Source organism: Nonomuraea sp. NPDC004186 (genome assembly GCF_053603495.1).
The window spans coordinates 1-18,516 of sequence record NZ_JBSGFQ010000181.1 but is presented as its reverse complement, the minus strand read 5'-3'; the positions used below and the strand labels follow the sequence as shown (position 1 = coordinate 18,516).

Below are 18,516 nucleotides of genomic sequence, written 5' to 3'. Positions count from 1 at the left end.
TTGCGCGTCGCCTCGCAGATGATGTGCGATCTCGGCGTCGGCGCGCTGCCCATCTGCGGGGACGACGACCGGCTCAAGGGCATCGTCACTGACCGGGACATCGTGGTCCAGTGCTGCGCCCACGGCGGGGACATCGACCAGACCACCGCCGGGGAGCTGGCTCGTGGGCTGGTATGGGTGGACGCCGATGCCAGCATCGAGGAGGCGCTGTTCAAGATGGAGCAGAACCACGTCAAGCGCCTGCCCGTGATCGAAAGTCACCGCCTTGCCGGCATCATCAGCGAGGCCGATCTCGCGAAAGAACTGCCCGACAACAAGCTTGCCGAGTTCGTTCATCGCGTTTACGCACTCGACTGACACGCCGGCCTGATGGTGGTCAGCGATGAGTCTGCAGATCGTGGCGGGAACGGCCAACCGTGCACTGGCCGATTCCGTCGCCGAGGCCCAGGGCAACGAGCCGGCTCCGGTGACGGTGGAGCGGTTCCCGGACGGTGAGCTGCGGCCCGCCGTGGATGGACTGCGGGGCGCGGACGTTTACCTGGTCCAGCCCACGGGCCCGCCGGTCAACGACCACGTGATGGAGTTGCTATTGCTGGTCGATGCCTGCCGGCGAGCAGGTGCGGCACGGATCACCGCGGTCGTGCCGTACTTCGGGTATGCCCGTCAGGACCGTCGTGGCCGGGCCGGACAGGCCATCGGGGTTCGCGTTGTCGCCGAGGCGCTTGCTTCGGTCGGGACATGGCGCCTGATCGTGGTCGATCCGCACACGGTCGCGTTGGAGGCCATCTGCGCCGTCGAAGTGGAGATGCTGACCGCCGTGCCGTTGCTCGCCCAGGAACTTGGTACGGGATCACTCGGTGAACAGGAGTTGCGGGATGGGGCCGTGGTGGTCGCGCCCGACCTGGGCGCGGTCAAGCTGGCCGAGCATTACGGCGCGTTGCTGTCGCATCCCGTGGCGGCGGTGCGCAAGACCCGGCTCAGCGGGAGGAGGGTGGCCGCCGAGGAACTGGTGGGAGACGTCCGCGATCGTCCGGTGGTCATCGTCGACGACATGATCAGTACGGGTGCCACGATCGCGGCCGCGGCGGAGGTGGTCTCCGCCCACGGCGCGGCGCCGGAGATCGTCGTGGCGGCGACTCACGGCTTGTTCGTGGAGGCAGCGGCGGAGCGTCTCAATCATGCCGGGATCCATCGGGTGCTGGTCACCGACACCGTTGCCCGGCCGCCTACGCCGCCGATGCGGCTTGGGGTGTGCTCGGTGGCCCCGCTACTGGCCGATGCCATCGGACGCCTCCATCGCGATGAGCCGCTGGACGACCTACTTGCCCGGAGCTGACGGTTCTATGGTGGCGGGCCTGCACAGGGAGGGAACAATGCCGCACTCACTAGTACAGAGCATCGAGCACACCGTCCAGACCACCAACCGATGGCTGGCGAACCTGGCTGACGCGATCGGCACCGCGGACCGGGACTTCGCCCAGCGGGTGTTGAAGGCCTGGCTGCACGCGGTCAGGGACGGTTTGACCGTGGACAGCGCGGCCCACTTGGCCGCGCAACTGCCCGATCTGCTCCGTGGGGTGTACTACGCCGGCTGGGATCCCAGTCGCGTACCGATCCGCCGGAGCCGGGAGCAGTTCATCGAGTACTTCGCACGCTCAGCCCGCGTCGCGCTCAGGGATGTGCCCCAGTTCGCTGCCACTGTCACGGAATTCCTGTGCGGGGAGCTCTCGGAGGCGTCGGTTACGCATGTGCTCGACCGGCTCCCTCGGGACGTACGTACCGTGTTGCAACCCACCGGGACGGCCGGAGGAGGTTGATCGCATGTCCGAGCCGATCATCGTAGGGGTGGACGGTTCCCGGGGAGCGCTGGCCGCGGTGCTGTGGGCGGCCGACGACGCCGCTCGACGCGGCTGCGACCTGCGGATCATCCATGTCGAGGAGCCGCTGGTCTACGGCGGGCAGGCATACGAGCGCTCACCCGACGACCCGGTACGCAAGGACGGCGAACGGCTGCTGGCAGAGGCCGCCGCTCTGGCGGCCGAGTCCCACGACCACCTCCACGTGAGCACCGAACTGCTCTACGGGGACACCACCGACTTGTTGCGCGCGCAGGCCGACGAGGGCGCGGCCATCGTGGTGGGCAGTCGCGGCCTGGGCGGATTCGCCGGGCTCCTGATGGGCTCGGTGGGGCTGGGCCTTGCCGGGCACGCGCCCGGGGCAGTAGTCGTGGTCCGCGGCACACCCAGCGTGGTGCAGGGCGAGATCGTGGCCGGCCTGGACCCCGAGGACGCCGTGCACCCGGCCATCGATTACGCCTTCGAGGAGGCGCAGGCCCGCGGGGCCCGGCTATGGGTCGTACACGCTTGGGATCTGCCGTCGAGCAGGGTGACCGCGAGCTTCCCGCCCGATCTCGAATTCATCGCCCAAGCGCGGCAAAAGCATGTTCATGACGTTCTGTCGCCATGGGCGAAGCGGTATCCCCGCGTAGAGGTGACCGAGTCGGTCTTCCGCGGGAATCCCATCGCGGCGCTGTGCGAGACTTCCGCTCGTGCCGACCTGGTCATCGTAGGTTCGCGGGGCCGGGGGGTGATCCGCTCAACCATGCTCGGCTCGGTCAGCCACGGTGTCCTGCACTACGCCTCCTGCCCGGTCGCCGTCGTACGGCCACGTGTCCGAGCCGACTGAATACCTTCGGGAACGACCCAGAAGATGTCATTGCTTTGCTCGATTGCTTTGCTCGGCGACCAGGAGCCCTGGAGTACTCCCGATCTTGTAGACACCCTCCCACCACGGACGGGCACCAGGGAAGAGTGGGAGTAGCAAGCAGACGGAAGTACTCCAGTCGCGGTGGAGCAGCTTGCTGTGGACACGGTGGAGTTGTTGAGAAATCCACAGCTCTTGGTTGTCGAGATCGATGTTGTTCCAGGTCAACCCAAGGACCTCCCCGCGGCGCAGGCCCAGGACCAACATGAGGACAAGACGAAGACCGCGTACAGCGGCTCGTCTACACTGCGAAGTCGCTCAAAGAAGGCCTGACCTTCGTCGACGCGCTAACCCGTGTGCTTGCGCCTCTGGGTGGTCATCTTGGGCAGCCTGGTGAGGGAGACGACGTTCTTGGAGATCCTCACGTAGGGCGTGCGCGCGCGGAACACCCCGACAGGCGCTCTAGATGGTGCCTCGTGACAGGTACTCCTCGCAGCAGTCACCGGTGGAGCAACAGCGACGCCGAGGTCGAGCGGCTGGTCGGCAACGGCGTCACCATCCTGCACGAGAGGACGGCAGGGGCCGAGCCGGTGGTACGCCATCGCCGACCCCGAGGGCAACGAACTCTGCATCAGCTGATCGAGCCTGTCACGGGCTCCAGCCTGATGGCATCACCGCGCCGGACCTGTCCGCCCCTCAGGACAGAGGCGTACACGCCGACGTTGACCTCGTGGGTCTGGGCGGCCGTGCGCAGGATGCCGGAGTCCTTGGGCAGATCGTCCTGGGCCAGCGTGATCATCACGCATCTGGGACAGGGGCCGGTCACGGCCAGGCGCACCTCGTCCCCGAGGCGCAGCGTCTGTCCGATCCAGGCATCCTCCACGAAATCCTTCACCGGGCTGGACATCTCCACGACCACATTAGGCCGGAACCGCCGGACCTCGAATCGGCCCTGAGGATAGAGCTCACGCAGCCGGTTGAGGGTCGCGGTGGTCAGCACGTGAACCACGGCGCAGTCGAAGAACGTGCCTTCCGGCAGCTCGAAGTCGGTGACAGTGTCCTGGAAGTCGAGGCCTTCGATGCTCGGCCAGTACTCCTCGGCCTGCCGCGCCCGACCCGCCCCTGGGGCCTCGGCTGCCGCCTCGAGCGTCACCTCGCGTCCGAGGGCACGTGAAAGGGCCTCATGGATGCCCGCTTCGTCACTGGCGAGAACGGTGCCGTCCGGCAGGGTGACGCGTACGGCGGGCATCTTCGCGCCGCTGCGGGGAGGCTCGACGAACGCGGCACGGTACTGGAACAGCTGCGGCCACTTGACAGGGTTCTTCGCGCTGGCCACCTTCCCGTCAGAGGTGTCCAGCAGGGCGTACGCGCGATCTCCCCGTAGGCCGCGTTCACCGACCTCGGCGGCGTTGAGCTCTTCTCCCAGCATCGACTTGACGGGATAGCGCCAGAGGGAGACGACCTCACCGATGACCTCTTGCGCTGGCTGCGACATGACCGGCTCCTGCATGTCTCTACGGATTGGGCGAGCCCGCGCCAGGCGCAGGCATCATGACTATGGCGTCCTTGGTGCTCTCAACGATGGCGACGATCTCGCTCTCCTCCGCGGAGGGCACCTGATACTTCGCCAACGACTGGCGCAGGTCATCCATGAAGGACTCCCACTCGTCCTCAGTGATGGCCAGATGGCGATGGGAATCCCCCATGGCCCGTCCCGAGTACTGTTGCGGGCCGCCCGCTGCCGCACAGATCATCTCCGTGACGAGAAACTTGAAGCCCGCCGGGGAGACTCGATGGTGCGCCTCGTCCACGGCGGGATTCTTGTTCAGCCGCGGATCGCTCATGACCCGGTCGATCAAGTTGTCGATGACCGTGGCGATGTTGTAGACGCCTCCGAGCCGGTCGTACAGCGACGGACCCTGGGCAGACTGCATGGGCCCCTCCCTGCGTTCGCGATGAAGATTCGTCCGCTCTGGGCTGGACGACCGGACTTTTAGTCTTGATGTCCGGTTTCGGCCGAGTCAACCGGCCACGGCAACAGTTGACCGGCACCATGGCGTGTCGGGAGAACACATGGCCACAAGGAGACCTACACATAAGATCCACTCACGGCCCCTACGCCATCGGGGTGACTTAACCGCTCCCAGGACGCCGCCCTTGGCAGCACGTCGAGGCGCCGCCTCCAGCCGAGTCGGCCGCTCATTGCCGCCGCCCCGGGCCGCCGTCGCGACAGCGCCGACGTGAACGTCGGGCGCCCTGCCCCTCCCGACGAGAAGCGGCGTTGGAGGGACAAATTGTTGGCCTTTTGACGACCGGCACCGGGCAAGCCGCAAGGGCGGAACATCCAGGGCTTCCAATGGCGCAGAGGGCAGCGTGTCGTTCTTTGCTTCCGAAAACTAAAGCCTCGCGCCGGGAGGTTTCGTCGACTGATCGAAAAGGGGAGCATCCTGGTTCGCACGCACGCTTTCCCGTCGACGGGACAGGCGCGCAGCGAAAAGCACTGTTCGGCTCTCGACCCGTGAGCGCCTTTGACCGCGTCCGCGAGCCCGCACCGCAATTCCCGCGTGACAGATTCGTGCGGACATTATTGGGGGTATCCATGCCTGAGAACGAGCTGACAGACAACGCCGAGAGCGGGTTGTCACGACGCCGTTTCGTGCACTTTTCCGGCCTGGCTGGCGCGAGCGTCGTCCTCGGCAGGCCCGACCCGGCCGCGGCCAAGCCGCCGCCGGTGCCGGAGCCGCCGACTCTCCCCGGCGGGCCCGACCCGGCCGTGTGCGGCAGCCCGACGAGCAACGACCCCCTCTGGCGCGACATGCTGCAGTGCCACAGCACCAACAGCTGCCTGCAGAACGGCACCGACTACGTTGTGATGCCCGGCACCGGGCAGGGTTTCGAGAACTTCATCTTGGTGCCCACCCAACGCGTCAACGGGATCGAGTGCCCCTGGATCTGCGAGAGCCAGGCGCCGAACTACTGGGACGCCGCGAACTACTTCTCCACCAGGCCGCCGACCGTGGTGACGGCACCTGTCGGGCTAGGGATCAACTCGCAGCGAGCCCGGATGTTCGACCAGCTACACATTCACATGGGCGAGGCGCGAGGGATCTCCAAAGGGGATCTCGAGGCCAACCAGGCGCGCGCCGGCAAAAACTTGACCGAGTGGGCGGACTCGCGGGTGTCGGTCCGGGGTGTAAACGAGCAGGGCGCGACCATACCGCACACCTACCGCGTGCTCATCTGGCCGGGATTCAGCCACGACAATCTCTTCGACATGCTCCGGACCATGCTCGTGCACGCCCTGGGCCAGGGCGCGACGATCATTGACGCCCAGGAGCAGATGCGGTTCCAGACGCTGATCGTGATACCTCGCAATGCCGGCGACTATTTCATCGTGAACAGCGAGCTCCAGCTGAGGGATCCGAGCATGCGCAATCTCACGGGGACCAACACCTGCGACCCGCTGCTTCACCTGACTTCCTGAGGGATGCCCTCGTGACATTCGGACGGGGTCGGCTACGCCGCGATCTCATGTCGTGAGCGGGCAAGGTTCTCGCGCGTGGAGCACGGTAGCTCACCAGATCATGGCTTCGTGGTGTTCGGGCTTGCGTTCGTAGGTCCGGACGAGTCGGCGGTAGCGGGCCAGCCAGGCGAATGTTCGTTCTGCCACCCACCTGCGAGGCAGGACGGCGAAGCCGCGCAGGCAGTCGGAGCGCTTGACGATGCTGATGGTCAGGCATAGCACGTCGCGAGCCCAGGCCAGCAGGCGTCTGTCGGCGAGCCACGTTGGGCCTCGAGCCGGGAAACAACCTGATCATCGGCTCTACCAATGCCCAGCGGTATCCGAAGCACGCAGCGCATGACAAAGACCTGTGAGGCGCTCTCCCTTCGCCGGTATGGTCCGGATCAGGTGGCTAGGGGTCGCCGGTCGGTCTTTCGACTTTTCGGCCTCTCAGCTCTTCCTTTGATCCTCCATCGAGGCTCTCAGGTCGGACTCCCTCGCTCGTCTCACAGGCCTGCAACCAACCTCCCGCCGTCCGGTTCGTCCCGCTAGGGACGGAAGTCCTTCTCTTTGAGGACCAATGGCCCTGGCGCCGTGCGACTCGCGCGGCCCAAGCCCAGGGCCGGCCGGAATGCCTCAGGGACGGTAAGGCACCCGCCGATCTGAGCGTCAGGGCTAGCGATCCGGGCTTTCCGGAGAGGACTTCCACGTCGCCCTCTCCGATCTCGAGCGGGATCGCCGTCCGCACATGGACGGCCCTTCCGTCTCCGCATCGGCAGGTGCGCTCATTCATAGGCTCCCCCTACTCCGGGCCGTGACAGCAGAGCCGTCCGTCCCCGGCGGATGGGCCTTTCGTCCCATCCTCTGGGCAACCAGAACGGGAAGGACATAGGACGACACACCGGCGATACGGGGCAGGGAGATGGAGAGGATGCCTGGGAGGACATCGTGATCGTGGTGGGTGTGGACGGCTCGCAGGCGAGCCTCGTGGCGGTGGACTGGGCTGCGCACGAGGCCGCCATGCGAGGTGTCACGGTACATCTCGTATATGTCATACCGGCCTTGGATCTGCCCCTCGGTGCCCCCTCCGAGGAGGTTCGGCGATGCGCCCGCAAGCACGCCCTGTTCGTGCTGGAGGACGCCCGGCAGCATGTACGGACGGGCGAAGCGCAAACACAGATCCTGACCGGCGATCCCCGGCTCGGGCTGATCAAAGCCTCCAAGGGCGCGGAACTCCTGGTCGTGGGAAGCCACGGAACGGGCGGATTCTGGCAGCAGTTGGCCGGTTCGGTGGCACTCGGCACCCCTGGCCAGGCCACCTGCCCAGTGGTCGTGGCGCGATCTCTCCCCGAACATCCGCGCAACGAGGTGGTCGTCGGCGTGGACGGCTCATCCCGCTCCGAGACCGCGATGGAGTTCGCCTACGCAGAAGCCTCTCTACGCGGCGCCGAACTGTACGCGGTCCATGCCTGGAACCCAGTAAGCGGTAGGCAGGCTACGGGCCTCGTTGGAGAATCGGACGCTCATCGGCAACTCCTGGAGGCGGCGATCGCGGATTTCCGCGATCGCGGTCCGACGGTCAAGCTGGTGCCACGGCTGGTCCGCGGGCATCCCGTCGACGTCCTGCTGAGGGCGTCCGCGGAGGCCGGTCTGCTGGTGGTGGGCTCACGTGGGCACGGCCCTGTCAGCGCGTTCTTCGGATCGGTCAGCCATGCCCTCGTCCAGTACGCCAAGGGCCCGCTGGTCGTGATCGCCGTGGCGGACAAAACCTGATCTTCGACTCTCGCTGTACGCCGTGTGAGATGTAACGGGCTACCCGTCAGGTTTGTGACGGCGCCACCGCGCGCACGCCTCCGCCCAGGAGGCGTCCCACGCCGCGTACCGCCCTCTGTCGAGCAACCCTCTGAAGACCCGGAAGGCCAACGACAGGGTAGCCGCTGATCCCACGACGACCAGGAAGGCCGCGACCATGGCGCCCATCAGTGTTTCCGCGTGGCTCGTCGGAGGCGTGGTCAACTCGCCGTGACCGTCGATCCACACCTTTACGGACGTACCCGCTCTGGTGCCCGCGGGCACGGCCACCTCGCCCATCTTCCAGTGACCGGACGGAGCCATCCACCGCGCGGGAGCGTGTGATCCCGGCTCCACGCCATCCTCGCCACCTCCGGTAGGAAGGGTGTACGACGCGTCCCGCACCAGGATCGCCGCCACTGACTGGCGGATGCCCTGGCCGGCTCGCTCGGCCTGCAGGCCCCTCTCATAGATCAGGCGCCCCACGACGACGGCCGGCCAGACGCTCAACAGCAGCAGAACCAACGTGACGAACACACCTGCCGCTTCCAGCCGATCGGAGCGACGACGCAGCGGATTGCGCCCCAGCCAGTACCGGCGCATGCGAAGCATCACCCACTGACTCGCGAGCCTCATCACATACCTCCCCCCATCTTTCAGCCTGCGGCGGCGGCAAAGGTTCACGACAGGGGCATACGACCCTGCCTCAGCAGGGCCTTGGACCTTCTGTTCACAGGGGAGATCCGACTCCGGATCAACGGCCAGCCTTGAGGATCTTTGCCGTGGTTTTGCCATGCTTCGGGCAGAGTGCCCGTACGACGTCCTCAACGGCTAGCGAAAGGCGCAACCATGAACGACGTCATCGTCGTGGGGACTGACGACTCGCCGGGCGCCGATGCCGCCATCGCTTGGGCTGCTGTCGACGCCGCGCGCAAAAGACTCCGGCTTGAGCTCGTACATGTGATCGAACACGGCTCCTACGAACTTCCGCGTTACTCGATCCCTGGCCTGCTGGAGGACCTCAGGGAGGCCGCCGAGGCGATGTTGAAGAAGAAGGCCCAGGCTGTCATGACCCGCTGGCCCGGCATCGAGGTCGCCACCAAGGTGGAGATCGGATCGCCGGTGGCCGAGCTGCGGGCGCAGGCGGAGCCGGCCGCCGAACTGGTGGTCGGCTCGCGCGGCCGGGGCAGATTCGCGAGCGCGTTGCTCGGCTCGGTGAGCCTGCGCGTGGCAGGCCACGCCCACGGCACGGTCGTCGTCGTACGCCCGGTAGAGGCTGACCATGGGCGGCTCCTGGTCGGCCTGGACGAGACCGCCTCCTCCGAGCCCGCCCTGGCCCACGCCTTCGCCGAAGCGTCCCTGCGCGGAGTGCCGCTGCACGTCCTCTACGCCTACGCCGTCCCCATTCACGCGGTCACGCTCGACCTGGACCGGCTACAACGAGCCCAGTACGACTTCGTCCACGATCGGCTCACCCCTTGGCGGGCCAAACACCCTGAGGTCGACGCGATCGCGGACATCACCTCCGTGCATCCGGTCGCGGCGCTCACTGAGGCGTCCAAAGACGCGGACCTGCTCGTGGTGGGCAATCGCGGGCATGGGATAGCGGTGCTCGGCTCCGTCAGCCACGGCGTGCTGCACCACGCTCACTGCCCGGTCGCCGTGGTCCGCCGCCGTAGTGACGATCAACCTCGCCGCTGACCTGCTGTGGCCAACTCGGTCGTCATGGGAGTCCAGCGGCCCGCGAGCCTCTCCCTGAGGACCGTCATCGTGGTGTACTCCAGGTCGTCCAGCGGCAGCCGGTGCGGCTCGAACGGACCGTGGCGGCGGAAGTAGTCCATCTCTTCGTTCGCCTGCTCGCGCGCCCGGTCGAAGGCCGGGTCGGCGAACAGCTCACGTGGGCCGATCAGCTTGCTGTCGTGGAGCTGGAAGCCCAACGCCACCACGCGCGGTGGACCGTCGAAACGCGACGGATGCGCGTCATTGCTGGGCACGGGCATGAGCGGTGCGTGGTGCGAGCCGCGCATGCAGCCGGCGACCCCGTAGGCGAACGTGAACGGCTCCAGCACTTCACCCACGGCAGGCAGCCCTGACTGGCAGCGAACGATCATCACGGGATCGTCCTTGCCGACATACTTGCCCGCGATGAGCGACAACCGCTGGGTGCTGGTAGCGGCCGCGGTCTCGCCGAGCGTCTTGGAACGGACGGTGTGGATCACATAGCGCGCCGGGGCGCCGATGTACATGAGCATCTCGTACAGTTCGGCGGGGCAGTCGAAGATGATCCGCTTCTCCTCGTACAGGTCGTAGACCTCGAAGGTGAAACCGGCGTGCATCTTCTGGTCGATGACCAGCCCAACGGTGTTGAACGGGTCGGCGAAGATCTTGTACAGCGGCAGGTTCCACGCTCCGGGCTCGGTCTTGTCGGCCAGGAAGCAGATCACCGGCTCCGAAGGGCGTTCCTCGAACTCGAGCTCGGCGTAGCCGGGCCCCATGCCGCGCAGGTTGCCGGAGAAGGCGTCCGACAGCAGGTCCTGGCCGGCGCCGTAGAGGCCGAGTTCCTTGGCGATGTGCGTCGTGGCCTGGAAGGTGTCCCAGGCGAAGGAGTGGATGAGATCCGCGTCGGGACCGTAGGTGTGGGTCATGATGAGCGAGACGTCGTCGCCGCAACTGGCCACGTGGCCGTCGATGAGCAGCCCTGACTCGATGGCTCGGGTCATTTCACGACGAGCCTCGGCCATCATGTCCGGATGCACGGCCGAGTGACCGACGAACCCTCCGGTATCGGCCTTGATGATGCTGAGAGTGACCACCTTGATCGCCTCCTGATGATTCCTTCTCTCAGTCTTTGCTTGTGGCAATTTGTCCGGTTAGAGGATTTGGTCCCTCGCCGTGCGGGACTTTCGTATCGGGTCATATGCGGGCGACGTGGGGATGGTTACCGCCATACGGGGAACTGGGGTTTGTGAAGCACTCATGACGCCGTTCTGAGCAGGCCGTATCACCTGAGCGGTCTAGCTCATGAGAGGCGAGGGAAGACTCATGGGACGCAAGGGCAGAACTGGGACCAATCAGCACAGCGAGCTGCTGCGCCAGATGCTGCGCATCCGCCGGTTCGAGGAACGCTGCGTCGAGCTTTACAGCAGCGAGAAGATCCGCGGGTTCATGCACCTGTACATCGGCGAGGAGGCCGTGGCCGCCGGGGTCTGCCAGGCCCTGGCCCCGGACGACGTGGTCGTGTCGACGTACCGGGAGCACGGGCACGCGCTTGCCCGCGGGGTGCCGGCCACAGCGATCATGGCCGAGATGTACGGCAAGGCCACCGGATGCAGCCGGGGGCGAGGCGGCTCCATGCACCTCTTCGACACCGCCCACGGCTTCTACGGCGGGAACGCGATCGTCGGCGGCGGTCTTCCCCTCGCGGTCGGGCTCGCCCTGGCCGACAAATTCCACGGGCGCGACCGTGTGACCACATGCTTCTTCGGCGACGGGGCGATGGCCGAAGGCGAGTTCCACGAGTGCCTCAACCTGGCCGCGCTCTGGGGGCTGCCGGTGTTGTTCGCCTGCGAGAACAATCTGTACGCGATGGGTACCGCACTGGCGAAAACGCACGCCCAGACCGACCTGGCGCTGCGCGCCGCGGGCTACGGCGTCGTGGCCTGGCCGGTGGACGGCATGGACGCACCGGCGGTCGCCGAGGCTGCGGCCAGGGCCGCGGAGTCGATCCGGGCAGGTGCGGGTCCGCACTTCCTGGAGCTGTGCACCTATCGCTTCCGTGCGCACTCGATGTACGACCCGGAGCGCTACCGAGACAAGGCCGAGGTCGAGGAGTGGAAGAAGCGTGATCCGATCGAAGCGCTCATCGCACGGATGACGGCGGCGCAGGAGCTCACCGGCGACGATCTCGCCCTGCTCGAGAAAGAGGTGGCTGAAGAAATCGATCAGGCCGTCGCCTTCGCCGAGCAGGCGCCGGTCGAGCCCGAGGAGGACCTCACCAAGTTCGTCTACAGCGAGATCCCGCCGTCGAGCGGCACAAGGCGCGCGGAGGTGGCGTCTTGACCGAAGGCACGACGACCTACCGCGAGGCCATGAGAGAGGCGATCCGCGAGGCGATGCGCCGCGATGAGCGCGTCTTCCTCATGGGCGAGGACGTCGGAGCCTACGGCGGTTGCTTCGCCGTGAGCCTGGGCCTGCTGGAGGAGTTCGGTCCCGAACGAATCCGGGACACTCCGCTGTCCGAGGCTGCCTTCGTCGGCGCCGGGATCGGGGCGGCGCTGGGCGGGATGCGGCCGATCGTGGAGGTGATGACGGTCAACTTCTCGCTGCTGGCGCTTGACCAGATCCTCAACAACGCCGCGACGCTCCTGCACATGTCCGGGGGGCAGCTCAACGTCCCGTTGGTGATCCGGATGACCACCGGAGCCGGAAGGCAACTGGCCGCGCAGCATTCGCACAGCCTGGAGGGCTGGTATGCCCACATCCCTGGCCTGAAGATCCTCGCCCCCGCGACCTTGGAGGATGCCCGCGGCATGCTCTGGCCGGCGCTGGAGGACCCCGATCCTGTTCTGATCTTCGAGCACGGCTCGCTGTACAACCTGTCGGGGGTGCCGCGCCCCGGGCCGGTGGACATCTCCCACGCGGCGCTGCGACGGTCCGGCGAACACGTCACGCTGATCGGCTACGGCGGCACCGCGGGAAAGACGCTGTCGGCGGCCGATGCCCTGGCCGCCGAAGGCATAGAGGCAGACGTGATCGACCTGCGCACCCTGCGTCCCCTCGACGATGCCACGCTCATGGAGTCGGTCAGCCGGACGCACCGCGTCGTCATCGTGGACGAGGGCTGGCGCTCGGGCAGTCTGTCGGCGGAGATCAGCGCCCGCATCGTCGAGCAGGCCTTCTACCAGCTCGACGCGCCGATCGCACGGGTGTGCACCGCCGAGATCCCCATCCCCTACGCCCACCATCTTGAAGAGGCCGCCATTCCCCAGGTGCCTGCGATCGTCGCGGCGGCGCAAGAGGTGGTCGCCGCATGACGGGCGAACCGGCGGAGTTCCGGATGCCCTCGCTCGGCGCCGACATGGAGTCGGGCAGCGTCGCCGAATGGCTGGTCCATCCCGGAGACCCGGTCCGCAAGGGCGACGTCATCGCGGTCATCGACACCGACAAAGCCCTGATCGAGGTCGAGTCATTCCATACGGGTGTGGTGGACAGCTTGCTGGTGGACGTCGGCGAGCGGGTCCCGGTCGGTACGCCCCTCGCCCTCATCGCCGGTGCCGCGGCCCCGGCCGAGCCTCGTGTCGCCGCCGAGCCGCCATCGGTCGTCCGGAAACGGCCGCCGGCACGAGCCGGGAAGAAGCGGCCGCGTCCGGAGCCTACGGCCAGGGTTCCGGAACCGGTCCCGCAACCCACGCCGCCCGTCACGTCCCCGATCGTGCGCCACCTCGCCGAGAAAAGGGGTCTCGACCTGGCGGCCGTGCACGGCACCGGCCCGGGCGGGCGAGTGACCCGGGCGGACGTCGAACGCGCCGAGCCCCGGGTGAAGGCCTCGCCACTCGCTCGCAGGATCGCCCTGGAGCTCGGCGTCGACCTCGACTCCGTCCAGGGCACGGGCCGCTCGGGCGCGATCCGCGCCGATGACGTCCGCGAGGCGGCGGCACGAACCGGCGTACCTCAGAAGGCACCGGTCGAGACCGTCGGAGGGCCCGGGATGGAAGGCCGCCGGGGCGCCATGCGCCAGGCGATCGCACGTGCGATGACCAGGTCGAAACGAGAGATTCCGCATTACTACCTGAGCACGACCGTGGACATGAGCGCCGCGTTGGAGTGGCTACGCCAACGTAACCGCGACTTGCCGGTGTCCCAGCGGCTGCTGCCCGCAGTTCTGCTCCTCAAGGCCGCCGCGCGCGCTGCCGAGGAGATCCCGCAGCTCAACGGCTTCTGGATCGACGACGCCTTCGTACCCGGAAAGTCGGTGAACCTGGGGGTGGCGATCTCGCTCAAGGGCGGCGGCCTGATCGCGCCCGCCCTGCACGATGTCACCGGCCGGGATCTCGGCGACCTCATGGCCGCGTTGAAGGACCTGGTGACGCGGTCGCGCGCCGGCCGGCTGCGCGGTTCGGAGATGACCGAGGCCACCATCACCGTCACCAACCTCGGTGATCAGGGCGTGGAGGCCGTCCACGGTGTCATCTATCCCCCGCAGGTGGCTCTTGTCGGCTTCGGCAAGATTCTCGACCGTCCCTGGGCGGTCGACGGGCTGCTCGGGGTCCGGCCGGTGGCCACCGTCACGCTCGCGGCTGATCATCGTGCCACTGACGGCTTCACCGGCGGCCGATTCCTCGCCGCCGTCGACCGGCTGCTCAACCATCCGGAGGTGCTATGACGCCGCAGGAGGCGCGTGAGCTCATCGAGCGCGCGCTGGCCCAGGTGGCGCCGGAATCGGACCTTATGGCACTGCCGCCGGAGGCCGACTTCCGCGACGCCCTCGAACTGGACTCGCTGGATTTCCTCAGCTTCGTCGAAGCGCTGAGCAATGCCAGCGGCTACCGCATCGAAGAGGACGATTACCGCGCGCTCACCAGCGTGGCGGGAGGGGCTGAGTTCCTGGCTGCCCGTACCGGACCTGGATGACGCGGCGTTCATTGGGCGGGGTGTTCCAGCGTCGAGATGTCGCCCTCGGGAAGGCCGAGCTCACGGGCTTTCAGGAGACGGCGCATGACCTTGCCGCTGCGGGTGTGCGGCAGGTTCTGGTCGAAGGCGATCTCCTTCGGTGCGACCGCGCCCAGCCTGCGGCGGCCGAAGGCGACCAGTTCGCGCCGGAGCGCCTCGGCGGGCTCGTAGCCGGAGTTCAGCGTGACGAACGCCTTCACCAGTTCGCCCGCCACCGGGTCGGGCCTGCCTATCACTCCGGCCTCGGCGACGGCAGGATGCTCCATCAGCACCGATTCCACCTCGAACGGCCCGATGAGGTGACCTGCCGACTTGATCACGTCGTCGGCGCGCGCCACGAACCAGAAATACCCGTCCTGATCTCTGCGGGCGATGTCGCCAGACAGATACCAGCCTCCAGCGAACGCCTTGGCGTACCGCTCGGGCTCGCCCAGGTAACCGCGGAACATCGAGGGCCAGCCAGGTCGCAGCGCGAGCTCCCCGTCGACATCGGGATCCTCGATCACCCGTACCTGACCGTCGACGACGCGGGCGCGACCGTCCTCACCTCGCTCCAGCAGCGCCGCCTCGATCCCGGGCAGGGGACGCCCCATGGAGCCCGGCTTGATGTCCATCGAGGCATAGTTGCTGATCATGATGGCGCCGGTCTCCGTCTGCCACCAGTTGTCATGGACCGGCAGGCCGAGCGTCCGCAGACCCCAGACCGTCACTTCGGGGTTGAGCGGTTCACCGACGCTGGCGATGAACCGCAGCCGGGACAGATCGTACTCACGGGGCAGGGCATCGCCGCTGCGCATGAGCATGCGCAGAGCGGTCGGGGCGGTGTAGCAGACGGTCACCCGCTGGTCCCGTAGCACACGATACCAGCGGCGGGCGTCGAATTCCCCCGCGTCCACGACGAGGGTGAGCCCGAGGCTGAGGGGCGCAATCACGCCATAAGACATACCGGTGACCCAGCCGGGATCGGCGGTGCACCAGAAGACGTCCGACGGTCGCAGGTCGAGGGCGTAGACCGCGGTCACGTGGTGGGCGAGCACGGCCTGGTGCACGTGCACCGCGCCTTTGGGCTTGCCTGTGGTGCCGCTGGTGAAGTGGAGCAGCGCCATGTCCTCCGGGTCGGTGGGCGGTATCTCGAAATCCTCGCCGGCGCCCGCCATCAGGTCGTTCAGGAGCAAGGTGCCTTCAGGCGCGGGCCCGCCACCGGTCACCAGCACGTGTTTCAGGCCCGGCAGTGACTCTCGAACGGCCGCGATCTTCCGCGCGTACAGCTCAGGGGTGGTGACCAGCACACGCCCGTCCCCGAGACGCAGCCGCTCGCGAATCGGTTCGGGGCCGAACGCGGAGAACAGCGGGGAGAGCACGCCGACGTTCTTGAGCGTCCCCAGCACCGTCACGTAGAGCTCGGGCGTCCTGCCGAGGAGGGTGAACACTCTCTCACCCTTGCCGACGCCCAGGCCGCGCAGCACGTTGGCGAAGCGGTTCGTCGCGACATGAAGATCCCAGTAGGTCAGATCGACGACCTGATCATCTTTGCTCACACACCGCAGCGCCACGTGGTCGCGCCGAGGCCCATCCAGGTGGCGGTCGACGGCCTCGTACGCGATGTTCAGCCCCCGGCCACCGGGCAGCCCGCAGAGGAAGGCCCGCTGAGCCGTCTCCCAGGAAAACGTGCTGCATTCCTTCCCATAGTCGGCCAGGTTGGGCGCGGCAGTCTGGCGGCCAGCTTTGTGGATGAGATCCCACGTCATCACGAATCCCCTCCCATCGGCTGGACCGCACCGGCGACACGGCGGGCCGAAAGACCCCGGCACCCAGGACTTCCGCCCCTGCACCGAAGCCTCTACAAATGGGATTAATACCCATATAGCACCCGAAAGGACATGGAGGTATCCATGGACACGCTGATGCGTAGGGAGCGCTTCCTACCCGATCTGTTCGACTGGTTCGAAGAGCCGCTGGCCGCTATGCGGTCGCGCACATGGCAGTCCATGCGGTTCGAGGACTACGTCAGGGATGGCAGGTACGTTCTCCGCGTCGAACTGCCAGGGATCGATCCCGAGAAGGATGTCGAGATCGACTTGACCAATGGGGTCCTCACCATCCACGCGGAGCGGCGCGAGGAGCACCGGGAGCAGTACCGCACCGAATTCCGGTACGGGGCCTTCACCCGCTCCATCTCGCTGCCTCAGGGAGCAGACGAGAACGACGTCAAGGCCGTCTACGACCAGGGGATCCTCGAAGTGAGCGTGGGGCTGGCCGAAAAGAGGCCAGAAGGACGGCACATCCCCATCGAGGGAGCCACCCAGCCGAAGGAGTGATCAGCCCAGGACGACGAACGACCAGGCCGATGGCGTCGCCGTGTAACCGCGCGACCCATCGGTCTTGATCGTGCCCGAGACAGAACATCGTCATGACGTAGGACGGCGGTGATGCCGATGCGGCGAGGCTCGCCCTACTGGGCGCCAGGCACTTCACGAGCTCGGAAAGCCGGCTCTGCTGTGCTCTACGCCGCGGCGAGTGCTGCTCGCACCTGAGTGCACAGCCGGGTAAGGGAGGGGCTCTGACGCACCGGGGGCGGTACGGGCTCATGCAGTGCGCGGGCGGCTTCGGGAAGCCGGGCCAGAGCAGCGGCGCACCGCTTCGACACTTCGGCCAGCGGCTCGGCAGGCGTGAGCCGATGCCCTTCACGCATCACGGCAACGAGCAGCGGCACATGGCCCGGAGGTGCCTTCTCGGAGCGCAGTCCCACGACATCGGCGTATAGACCGCGAAAAACCTGCTTCTTGCCTGGAGCAGTGATCTTGCCAGGCGACAGCTTCATCACCGGGCAATCGTCGTACTCGACCAGTTTGTAGGCGCTATCGAGATATGGAGCATCAGCGGATACGCCCACTTTGGTGCCCACGGCGTAGGCGTCGATGGGGGCGTTCTGGGCGACGAGGTCGGCAATGGCGTATTCGTCAAGGCCGCCGCTGGCCAGGATGCGGGCTTCTTGCAGACCGCTCCCGTCGAGCAGCTGCCGGGCCTTCCGGGCAAGCTGGGCCAGGTCGCCCGAGTCGAGCCGGACGCCGACCGTGCCCGGCAGACGTAGCCGTCTGACCACGTCGATGACAGCTCGTACTCCCGCCACAGTGTCGTAAGTGTCGACGAGGAAGGTGGTTCTGCCACCGTGATCGAGGGCGAAGGTCTCGAAGGCGGTCCGTTCGTCGCCGAACGCCTCGATGTACGAGTGCGCCATGGTGCCCACGGCCCGCAGGCCGTATCTACGCGCCGCCTCGACATTGCTGGTGGCCGAGAAGCCTGCGATGGCGGTCGTACGGGCCACGGCCATCGCGGCATCGATTCCCTGCGTGCGGCGGAAGGCGAAATCGATCAGCTCGGCGCCGTCTGCGGCGAGGACGCAGCGCGCCGCCTTGGTGGCCACACTGGTCTGGAAGGTCATGTGGTTGAGCAGGACTGTCTCGACCAGTTGCGCTTCGGCGATCGGCGCTGTCACCTCCAGCAACGGCTCCCCCGCATACACCACCTGACCCTCTGGTATCGCCCACACGTCCCCGGTGAAGTGCAATTTCCTGAACGACTCCACGGTCTCCGGCGGAAGCTTCTCGACATCGGCAAGGTAGGAAAGATCGTCCTGGTCGAAGGAGAACGACTCCAAGAAGTCGAGGCACGCGGCCAGCCCCGCAGTGACCAGGAACCCGCGGCTTGGCGGCAACTTGCGTGCGAAGAGGCTGAAGGTGGCCTGGCCGGTCATGTCATGGCGCAAGTAGCTTGCGGCCATCTTGAGCTCGTACAGATCCGTCAGCAGCGCACCGCTCATAGCGCAAGTATCTGTCCGGCAGCCGGTGTGA

The 18,516-nt window shown here is 66.9% G+C and carries 18 protein-coding genes and 1 pseudogene; 12 read left to right on the top strand and 7 right to left on the bottom strand.

The annotated features are described in order from the left end of the window. The 4 genes from ACWEPL_RS61070 to ACWEPL_RS61055 form a co-directional block, all read left to right on the top strand. Positions 1–357: CBS domain-containing protein (locus ACWEPL_RS61070; RefSeq protein ID WP_452442154.1), on the top strand; the 357-nt coding region annotated here is incomplete at its 5' end. Between the two features lie 25 nt (positions 358–382). Next, positions 383–1,336 (top strand): ribose-phosphate diphosphokinase, encoded by a 954-nt coding sequence (locus ACWEPL_RS61065; RefSeq protein WP_452442153.1) that lies wholly within the window; start codon positions 383–385, stop codon positions 1,334–1,336. 37 nt (positions 1,337–1,373) lie between these two features. Further along, positions 1,374–1,817 carry a DUF2267 domain-containing protein gene (locus ACWEPL_RS61060; protein WP_452442152.1) on the top strand — a complete coding sequence of 148 codons (444 nt, stop codon included), beginning with the start codon at positions 1,374–1,376 and terminating at the stop codon, positions 1,815–1,817. Between the two features lie 4 nt (positions 1,818–1,821). Beyond that, a complete protein-coding gene (locus tag ACWEPL_RS61055) occupies positions 1,822–2,685 on the top strand; it encodes a universal stress protein (RefSeq protein WP_452442151.1) in 864 nt (287 codons plus the stop codon). A gap of 649 nt (positions 2,686–3,334) precedes the next feature. Here ACWEPL_RS61055 and ACWEPL_RS61050 read toward each other — a convergent pair. Both ACWEPL_RS61050 and ACWEPL_RS61045 read right to left on the bottom strand, forming a co-directional pair. Beyond that, positions 3,335–4,198: an MOSC domain-containing protein gene (locus ACWEPL_RS61050; RefSeq protein WP_452442150.1), complete on the bottom strand. Its 864-nt coding sequence runs from the start codon at positions 4,196–4,198 to the stop codon at positions 3,335–3,337. A gap of 19 nt (positions 4,199–4,217) precedes the next feature. Next, positions 4,218–4,637 carry a group I truncated hemoglobin gene (locus ACWEPL_RS61045; RefSeq protein WP_452442149.1) on the bottom strand — a complete coding sequence of 140 codons (420 nt, stop codon included), beginning with the start codon at positions 4,635–4,637 and terminating at the stop codon, positions 4,218–4,220. A 665-nt stretch (positions 4,638–5,302) separates the two neighbouring features. Between ACWEPL_RS61045 and ACWEPL_RS61040 the strand changes: the two genes are divergently transcribed. After that, positions 5,303–6,187, top strand: coding sequence for a CDP-diacylglycerol diphosphatase (locus tag ACWEPL_RS61040; protein WP_452442148.1), 885 nt, complete (start codon positions 5,303–5,305; stop codon positions 6,185–6,187). A gap of 90 nt (positions 6,188–6,277) precedes the next feature. Here ACWEPL_RS61040 and ACWEPL_RS61035 read toward each other — a convergent pair. Then, a pseudogene (locus ACWEPL_RS61035) lies at positions 6,278–6,436 on the bottom strand (transposase); the annotation flags it as partial. Positions 6,437–7,153: 717 nt separating this feature from the next. On the opposite strand from ACWEPL_RS61035, the gene ACWEPL_RS61030 reads away from it, so the two are divergent. Further along, entirely contained in the window at positions 7,154–7,978 is an 825-nt protein-coding gene (locus ACWEPL_RS61030) for a universal stress protein (RefSeq protein WP_452442147.1), read from the top strand. A 39-nt stretch (positions 7,979–8,017) separates the two neighbouring features. Here ACWEPL_RS61030 and ACWEPL_RS61025 read toward each other — a convergent pair whose 3' ends face one another. Further along, on the bottom strand, positions 8,018–8,632 hold the full coding sequence (locus ACWEPL_RS61025) for an Rv1733c family protein (protein WP_452442146.1): 615 nt from the start codon (positions 8,630–8,632) through the stop codon (positions 8,018–8,020). A gap of 213 nt (positions 8,633–8,845) precedes the next feature. Here ACWEPL_RS61025 and ACWEPL_RS61020 point away from each other — a divergent pair, with 213 nt between their 5' ends. After that, a complete protein-coding gene (locus tag ACWEPL_RS61020; RefSeq protein ID WP_452442145.1) occupies positions 8,846–9,697 on the top strand; it encodes a universal stress protein in 852 nt (283 codons plus the stop codon). Here ACWEPL_RS61020 and fbp read toward each other — a convergent pair. Continuing rightward, positions 9,682–10,809 carry a fructose-1,6-bisphosphate aldolase/phosphatase gene (gene fbp, locus ACWEPL_RS61015; protein ID WP_452442144.1) on the bottom strand — a complete coding sequence of 376 codons (1,128 nt, stop codon included), beginning with the start codon at positions 10,807–10,809 and terminating at the stop codon, positions 9,682–9,684. The genes ACWEPL_RS61020 and fbp overlap by 16 nt on opposite strands. Before the next feature lie 229 nt (positions 10,810–11,038). On the opposite strand from fbp, the gene pdhA reads away from it, so the two are divergent. Genes pdhA through ACWEPL_RS60995 form a run of 4 tightly spaced genes read left to right on the top strand, consistent with a single transcriptional unit; the run spans position 11,039 to position 14,626 of the window. Continuing rightward, positions 11,039–12,055 carry a pyruvate dehydrogenase (acetyl-transferring) E1 component subunit alpha gene (gene pdhA / locus ACWEPL_RS61010; RefSeq protein ID WP_452442143.1) on the top strand — a complete coding sequence of 339 codons (1,017 nt, stop codon included), beginning with the start codon at positions 11,039–11,041 and terminating at the stop codon, positions 12,053–12,055. After that, positions 12,052–13,029, top strand: a complete 978-nt coding sequence (locus ACWEPL_RS61005) for an alpha-ketoacid dehydrogenase subunit beta (protein ID WP_452442142.1) — start codon at positions 12,052–12,054, stop codon at positions 13,027–13,029. Before pdhA ends, ACWEPL_RS61005 begins: the two co-directional genes overlap by 4 nt. Continuing rightward, complete coding sequence (locus ACWEPL_RS61000; RefSeq protein ID WP_452442141.1) at positions 13,026–14,378, top strand: dihydrolipoamide acetyltransferase family protein; 1,353 nt, start codon at positions 13,026–13,028, stop codon at positions 14,376–14,378. The genes ACWEPL_RS61005 and ACWEPL_RS61000 overlap by 4 nt, the downstream gene beginning before the upstream one ends. Continuing rightward, positions 14,375–14,626: an acyl carrier protein gene (locus ACWEPL_RS60995; RefSeq protein ID WP_452442140.1), complete on the top strand. Its 252-nt coding sequence runs from the start codon at positions 14,375–14,377 to the stop codon at positions 14,624–14,626. Before ACWEPL_RS61000 ends, ACWEPL_RS60995 begins: the two co-directional genes overlap by 4 nt. Positions 14,627–14,634: 8 nt before the next feature. Here ACWEPL_RS60995 and acsA read toward each other — a convergent pair whose 3' ends face one another. Next, positions 14,635–16,413: an acetate--CoA ligase gene (gene acsA, locus ACWEPL_RS60990; RefSeq protein WP_452442139.1), complete on the bottom strand. Its 1,779-nt coding sequence runs from the start codon at positions 16,411–16,413 to the stop codon at positions 14,635–14,637. 144 nt (positions 16,414–16,557) lie between these two features. Here acsA and ACWEPL_RS60985 point away from each other — a divergent pair, with 144 nt between their 5' ends. Next, positions 16,558–16,983 carry an Hsp20/alpha crystallin family protein gene (locus ACWEPL_RS60985; protein WP_397374394.1) on the top strand — a complete coding sequence of 142 codons (426 nt, stop codon included), beginning with the start codon at positions 16,558–16,560 and terminating at the stop codon, positions 16,981–16,983. Positions 16,984–17,168: 185 nt separating this feature from the next. On the opposite strand, the gene ACWEPL_RS60980 is transcribed toward ACWEPL_RS60985, so the two are convergent. Beyond that, positions 17,169–18,485 carry a nicotinate phosphoribosyltransferase gene (locus ACWEPL_RS60980; RefSeq protein ID WP_452442138.1) on the bottom strand — a complete coding sequence of 439 codons (1,317 nt, stop codon included), beginning with the start codon at positions 18,483–18,485 and terminating at the stop codon, positions 17,169–17,171. Between the last annotated feature and the right edge of the window lie 31 nt (positions 18,486–18,516).

Bases quoted from the DNA above. Each gene is read 5' to 3' on its own strand.
- ACWEPL_RS60980 (WP_452442138.1), bottom strand. From the start codon at position 18,485: ATGAGCGGTGCGCTGCTGACGGATCTGTACGAGCTCAAGATGGCCGCA.
- ACWEPL_RS61050 (WP_452442150.1), bottom strand. From the start codon at position 4,198: ATGTCGCAGCCAGCGCAAGAGGTCATCGGTGAGGTCGTCTCCCTCTGG.
- acsA (WP_452442139.1), bottom strand. From the start codon at position 16,413: ATGACGTGGGATCTCATCCACAAAGCTGGCCGCCAGACTGCCGCGCCC.
- ACWEPL_RS61040 (WP_452442148.1), top strand. From the start codon at position 5,303: ATGCCTGAGAACGAGCTGACAGACAACGCCGAGAGCGGGTTGTCACGA.
- ACWEPL_RS61045 (WP_452442149.1), bottom strand. From the start codon at position 4,637: ATGCAGTCTGCCCAGGGTCCGTCGCTGTACGACCGGCTCGGAGGCGTC.
- ACWEPL_RS61020 (WP_452442145.1), top strand. From the start codon at position 8,846: ATGAACGACGTCATCGTCGTGGGGACTGACGACTCGCCGGGCGCCGAT.
- ACWEPL_RS61025 (WP_452442146.1), bottom strand. From the start codon at position 8,632: ATGAGGCTCGCGAGTCAGTGGGTGATGCTTCGCATGCGCCGGTACTGG.
- ACWEPL_RS61055 (WP_452442151.1), top strand. From the start codon at position 1,822: ATGTCCGAGCCGATCATCGTAGGGGTGGACGGTTCCCGGGGAGCGCTG.
- ACWEPL_RS60995 (WP_452442140.1), top strand. From the start codon at position 14,375: ATGACGCCGCAGGAGGCGCGTGAGCTCATCGAGCGCGCGCTGGCCCAG.
- pdhA (WP_452442143.1), top strand. From the start codon at position 11,039: ATGGGACGCAAGGGCAGAACTGGGACCAATCAGCACAGCGAGCTGCTG.
- ACWEPL_RS61060 (WP_452442152.1), top strand. From the start codon at position 1,374: ATGCCGCACTCACTAGTACAGAGCATCGAGCACACCGTCCAGACCACC.
- ACWEPL_RS61065 (WP_452442153.1), top strand. From the start codon at position 383: ATGAGTCTGCAGATCGTGGCGGGAACGGCCAACCGTGCACTGGCCGAT.
- ACWEPL_RS61000 (WP_452442141.1), top strand. From the start codon at position 13,026: ATGACGGGCGAACCGGCGGAGTTCCGGATGCCCTCGCTCGGCGCCGAC.
- ACWEPL_RS60985 (WP_397374394.1), top strand. From the start codon at position 16,558: ATGGACACGCTGATGCGTAGGGAGCGCTTCCTACCCGATCTGTTCGAC.